Here is a 6,113-nt window from a genome sequence, read left to right on the forward strand (position 1 = left end):
CCAGCCAACTGCGCCGCTTCTACGACGAGCTGGTGATGTGGCAAACCAAGGTCGGCACCGATGAGGTGCGTTTCCAGCAGTCGCGTCCCGTCATCTTGATGCTCAACGCCAAGGCCGCCTATGCCGAGGGCCGCCAGTTGGTCGATCACAATTTCGTCAGGCTCCTGGAGCGCTGCCTCAAACAGGCCGAGGACGCCAAGACGCTCGGCTACGCCAAGCTCTTCTTCGAGGCCTTCCTGGGCTTCTACAAAGAACAGCGCCCTGGCGAGAACACATGACCTTGGCCAAACGCAACAGCACACGACGAGCAGGCGCACACGAGGCCCCAACATGCAACTGACCCACATCCACAAGATCACCGGCACCCTGGAACTGCTCAGCGGCTTGCACATCGGCGGCGGCAACACCGAGATGCACATCGGCGGTACCGACAACCCGGTGATCAAGAACCCCGTCACCAACCAGCCCTACATCCCCGGCTCCAGTCTCAAGGGCAAGATGCGCAGCCTGCTCGAATGGCACGCGGGTGTGGTCGGCCTCACCAACGGTAAACCGCTCGGCTTTCGCCACCTCGCCGACCTGCAGGACACCCAGCAGGCGCAGGGCAAGGCGTTGCTGAAACTGTTTGGGGGCGCGCCCGAGGGCGACCCCGACGAGGCGCTGCTGCGCGAGATCGGCCCTACCCGCCTGGCATTCTGGGACTGCAACTTCGACCCGGACTGGGTCGCGGAGATGGAGAACCGCAACTTACTGCTCACCGAGCAGAAGACCGAGAATGCCATCGACCGCATTGCCGGCGTGGCCGAGCATCCGCGCAACACCGAACGGGTGCCAGCCGGGGCGCGCTTTGGCTTTCAGCTCACGCTCAAGGTCCACGGTGACGAAGACCTGCTCGAAACGCTGTTGGTTGGCTTCAAGCTGCTCGAACTCACCGGCTTGGGCGGCTCCGGCTCACGCGGCTACGGCAAGCTGCGGTTCCTCGATCTGACCTTGCAGGGGCAAGACCTGCGCGCACGGCTGGATCAACTCAGCCTCGACTAACCGGAGACGCGCATGGAAACGCTCACCCTGCGCCTGCGCCTCCAGGCTGCGTTCGGCTCGCCGCTGCTCGGCGATACCCTATTCGGTCAGCTCTGCTGGGCACTGCGCAATCGCCACGGCGACGCCCACCTGCAACAATTGCTCGCGGGCTACACCGCCGGGCGACCCTTTGCGGTGGTCTCCGATGCGCTGCCGCTCGGCTGGCTACCACGCCCGGCCCTGCCACTGTCGTGCTTCCCCGAGATCGCCGAGGCTGATCGCAAGCAGGTCAAGGCACGCCGCTGGCTACCGCTGGCGGCGCTCGAACAGCCGCTGCCGCAGTGGCTGAATCTGTGCCGCAGCGACGCCGAGGTGCTCGCCGCTGTCACGGAACCGACCCCGACGCACGACACCGCGCGCCTCCACGCCCACAGTGCGCTGCTGACCCTGCATCCGCAGCCGCATAACAGCATCAACCGGCTCACCGGCACCACCGGGCGCGGCGAGTTCACGCCCTACACGCAGATGCAGCGCTGGTATGCCCCGGCTGTCGAACTGTGCATCCGCATCGTCTTCGATGCCAAGCGCCTCGAGGTGGCACAACTCCAGCAGGGGTTTGCCGATATCGGCGCGGTGGGTTTCGGGCGCGATGCCAGCATCGGTCTGGGCAAATTCGAGGTCGAGCCCCTCGACGAGCCCTGGCCCGCGCAGGCCGAAGCCAATGCCTGCCTGACGCTCGCCCCTTGCGCTCCGCAGGGACTGGGCTGCGCGCCCGCGCGCAGCTTCTATGAGGTCTTCACCCGCTTTGGCCGTCACGGCGATCAGGCCGCGCAGTCGGGCCATCCATTCAAGACGCCGGTGTTGATGGCGCGCGCCGGCGCCTTGCTGACGCCCGCACAACAACCGGATGCGCCCTTGTTCGGCCAAGGGCTGGGCGGCGCTGGGCGCCTGTCCAAGGTCATCCCTGAAACCGTCCACCAAGGCTATGCGCCCACGGTTGCGGTTCACCTGCCCAAGGAGATCTCGGCATGAGCACCACTCACCATGACGTGCATCACCTGGTCATCACCGCACTCTCGCCGGTGCATCTGGGCACCGGGCAGGATCTGGAGCCCACGGGCTATGTGATCGACGACACCGATGTGTACCACTTCAGCCCGGACGCCGCCCTGCGCGCACTCCCCACCGCCGCCCGGGATGAACTGACCGCCGTGCTCAGTGGTGCACCGACGGTGCAACTGATTAAGCAGGTGCAGGCCTTCTTCCATCGCCACCGCGAGGCGCTGATCGCCGAAGCCGAGCACGCCATGCCGGTGTTGCCGAGCATCGCCGCCGAATACCGCCAGCGTGTGGGCAAGACCGCCCAGCGCGAGGAAAGCGGCCGCGAGATCATCAATCAACTCGCCATCGCCCGGGTCTTTACCGACCCGGCCACCGCCCGCCCGATCCTTCCCGGCAGCAGCCTGAAAGGAGCGATCCGCACCGCCTTGCTCGATCAGGTCAATGACGGCGCCAGTCCCCAGCACGGCGAGCGCAATCGCGACCTGCAACGACGCCTGTTTGACTATCGCCAGTTCGATCAGGACCCCATGCGCCTGATCCAGCTCGGCGATGCCCGCGATCAAACCCCACCCGAGACCTATGCCACCGAGGTGCGCTACGCGGTCAATCGCAAACGCCACCCTGTGGTGAAAGACGGCCGCGAGATCGCCGCCCAAGGCGAGAACCTGCGCCAGGTGCTCGAATGTGTACCGCATCTGCGCCCCCAAGCATTCCTTGGCCAGCTTGGCATCCAGAACGTGGGTGAGATGAGCGACCGACGGCTGCCGGACCCATCGTTGCGCTGGACCTGCGCCGAGCTGGCCCAAGCCTGCAACCGGTTCTATCAGCCTATCCTCGAGCACGAGTTGCAAACGCTCGGCTACCGATATTATCTCTCGCGCGAGTGGATGCAGACCCTGTATCAGATACTCGCATGCCAGCAGTGCGCTTTGGAGGAGGGTCGCGCGTTTCTACTGCGCATCGGGCGCCACAGCGGGGCCGATTCGCTCACCCTCAATGGCGTGCGACGGATCAAGATCATGGGCGCCCGGGGAGAGCGACCCCAGTTCCTTGAGACCGCTAAGACGGTTTGGCTCGCCGCAAGCGACATTCAACAACGCACCGACATGCTGCCCTTCGGCTGGGTCTTGATCGAAACCGCTGCGTTCGATCAATCGCCACCGCGCTGGCCGCCGCGCGCGTTGCAAGCACTCGCCGCTCAAACCCAGCTCGATGCCGACTGGCATCAACGGGTGAGCCAGCGCCGCGCCCAGCTCCGCGCGGTGGCCGAGGAGCGCCGCGCCCGCGAAGACGCGAAGGCTGAGGCCGCCGCACGCCAACAACGCGAGATCGACGCCCGCGCGGCTCGGCGCGCCCAGTTGAGCGCGGAGGCGGTCAAGCTCGAAGACCTGCGCGAGCGCTTCGCGCAAGACCGCGCCGCTGGGCGCAACGAGAAAGGTGGCGAGCTGGCCAACCAACTCGTGGCGTTGCTCGCTGAGGCCGAGCAGGACTGGTCGGGCTCGGATTGCACCGACTTGGCCGACTTGGCCGAAGCGATCTACGGCTTCATCGGCTGGCCGGCCAAGAAGAAGAAACAGGCGCGCAAGGAGCAGATCGCGCGCGTGCGCGCGCGGGCTTGAGCATGGTTGTCCACGTCGTGCTCGTCTCCGATCAGGTTCTGCAAAACCTGATCCCGTTGCTGATGGAACGCCCACAGCGGGCCTTTCTCGTCGTCAGCACCGAGATGGTTCGGCGCCGGGCCGACCAGCGCCTGGTGCGACAACTTCGCGAGCTTACCCTTGAGATCACCCGCTGTGAGGAGGCGCCTGGTGCCGGCTTTCCCCAGATCCAGGACTTTGCCAACGCCTTGGTCGAGCAGGTCATGGAACAGTGCCCCGGCGCCGAGATCGTCCTCAATGCCACCGGTGGCACCAAACTCATGTCGATCGGTTTCGTCGAGGCCTCCCGCGGTATTGCCAGCCGCATCCTCTACACCGACACCGCGCATCGTTGCATCGAATATCTACCCAGTGAGGCCGCGCGTTGCCCACCGCCCGCACCGACGCCGATGACCCAAGTCTTGGACGTTCCTGCGTATCTGCGCGCCCAGGGTTTTCAATTCCAGCGGGCCATCTCCGACGATGACCGCTGGCACACGCAGGCGCTTGCCCGCAAAGCCGCTTGCAAGTTCCTTGGCAAACGCAGTGCTGATCCAAGCCTGCAGAGCTTCATTGGAACCATGAACTACCTGGCCGATAAGGCCCTCGAACGCGTGCCGGAGCAGCGGCAAGAACGCCTCGCAGCCCCCGTTCAGTCGTTTCCGCGCCCGCCACGCGGCCTCTGGTACGAGGCCATGGCGCAACTGACCGCCGCCGGCCTGCTGAGCTGGGACCCGGGCAGCGAATACTTTCGCTTCGCCGATCTTGCGGCGGCGCAGTTCGTGCGTGGCGGTTGGCTCGAGGAGTACGCCTACCATGTCGTGCGCGACGCCGGTGTGCACGATGTGCGCCTCAGCGTCGAAGGCGCCTGGGATAACGAACAGGCGATGGCCAATGAATTCGACGTGCTCGCCTGTCACATGAACCAACTGCTGCTCATCGAGTGCAAGACGCTGCGCTATCGGCGTGAGAACGACAACGAAATCGCCTACAAGCTCGACAGTCTCGGTGAAGATGTCTGCGGCCTGTTTGGCAAGACCTGGCTGCTCTCGGCACGCGAACCCACCGATGTCCTCATCGCCCGTGCCCGGCGCGCCAACATTCGCCTCGTACCGCCGGCCGAACTTCAAGATTTGCGCACGCTGGTCAGAACCTGGCGCGGCTGAATCCATCTTGACCGTGTCCGAACGCTGACCCGATCTGAAGGGGATTGAAGCCGCAAGCTTGCCGCTGTGGACGCGGAGGCGACAGACCCGGATGATCGCGACGGCGACCGTCCGGTTTGCGCATCCATCACAGCCCAAGGTACGAAGGCATGCCGAATCCCATCCTGATCTGCACCGTCGGTGGCTCTCATCAGCCCATTCTGACCGCCATCCGTGAACTGCAGCCGGCGCATGTCCTGTTCTTCGCGACCGGCAAGGACGAGGCCACCGGACGTGCCGGCTCGATCGAGACGATCACCGGCAAAGGCCAGTCCGTCGAGGTCCGCCGTGGCGGTGAAGTCCTTGAGCGCTTGCCGAATATCCCGACCCAGGCCGGGCTCAGCGAGGCACAGTTCACCGTCGAGCAAGTCCCGGCCGATGATCTCGACGAGGCCGTCGCGCGCATGACGATCGCCATTGCGGCACTGCGCGCACGCTTCCCCGAGGCACGGCTTGTCGCCGACTACACCGGCGGCACCAAAACGATGACTGCGTCTTTGGTGATGTCGGCACTCGAGACCGATGAGATCAACCTGCAGCTCATCACCGGTGACCGTGCCGATCTGATCAAGGTTCACGATGGCAGTCAGGCCGGATTGGCGGTCAGCGCCGAAGGCATTCGTCTGCGTCGTGCCATGCAGCCGTTCGTTGGCGCCTGGCAGCGTTACGCTTATGGCGAAGCCGCCGAGGGGCTTGCCCGGCTTGCACTGCCGCGCGACAGTGCCTTGCGTGCCGAGCTGCAGACCGCCCGCGCGTTAAGCCGCGCGTTTGATGCCTGGGACCGCTTCGATCATGCCGCCGCCGAGGAACAACTCGAGCTTTATCGTCAACGCCTTGGCAAGGACGCGGGAGCGGTGGTTGGGCCGCTGTTTACCGCCCTCAAGCATCTGAATGCTAAGCCTGACAACGCGTTGCGTATGCCGGCCCGGCTCAAAGAGTGTCGCCGTGCTCGTGATACATTTTGGGACTCCAAGTCGCCAAAATGACTGCGCTCGGCGACAGCCATTGGGCCCCGGTTCGCCCCGCTCCGGGCCGCGGCGCCCCCCCCCACACCCCCCGCCGGGGGCGGTGCGGCGGCGCCCCCGCCCCACCGCGCAAGGGCTTTAGGGGGGGGGGGTGGGCCTTTGGTACAGCCGAACCCGCGTCGGGGGGAACCCCCCGCCCCCCCGGCGCCGCCCCCCCCCCCCCC

General features: G+C 65.6%; 6 protein-coding genes. All 6 read left to right on the plus strand.

What is annotated here, in order from left to right:
* The coding region (csm2, locus tag AC52Q4_RS06095; RefSeq protein ID WP_495535913.1) for a type III-A CRISPR-associated protein Csm2 at nt 1-278 on the plus strand (278 nt) is incomplete at its 5' end.
* 52 nt (nt 279-330) lie between these two features.
* Nucleotides 331-1,041, plus strand: a complete 711-nt coding sequence (csm3, locus tag AC52Q4_RS06100) for a type III-A CRISPR-associated RAMP protein Csm3 (protein WP_495535914.1) — start codon at nt 331-333, stop codon at nt 1,039-1,041.
* 12 nt (nt 1,042-1,053) lie between these two features.
* Nucleotides 1,054-2,052 carry a type III-A CRISPR-associated RAMP protein Csm4 gene (csm4, locus tag AC52Q4_RS06105; protein WP_495535915.1) on the plus strand — a complete coding sequence of 333 codons (999 nt, stop codon included), beginning with the start codon at nt 1,054-1,056 and terminating at the stop codon, nt 2,050-2,052.
* A complete protein-coding gene (locus AC52Q4_RS06110) occupies nt 2,049-3,701 on the plus strand; it encodes an RAMP superfamily CRISPR-associated protein (RefSeq protein WP_495535916.1) in 1,653 nt (550 codons plus the stop codon). The genes csm4 and AC52Q4_RS06110 overlap by 4 nt, the downstream gene beginning before the upstream one ends.
* 2 nt (nt 3,702-3,703) lie before the next feature.
* Nucleotides 3,704-4,885: a Card1-like endonuclease domain-containing protein gene (locus AC52Q4_RS06115; protein WP_495535918.1), complete on the plus strand. Its 1,182-nt coding sequence runs from the start codon at nt 3,704-3,706 to the stop codon at nt 4,883-4,885.
* Between the two features lie 149 nt (nt 4,886-5,034).
* Complete coding sequence (locus AC52Q4_RS06120; protein ID WP_495535917.1) at nt 5,035-5,910, plus strand: TIGR02710 family CRISPR-associated CARF protein; 876 nt, start codon at nt 5,035-5,037, stop codon at nt 5,908-5,910.
* Nucleotides 5,911-6,113 lie beyond the last annotated feature (203 nt).

The sequence above is a fragment of the Nitrococcus sp. genome (assembly GCF_059432795.1).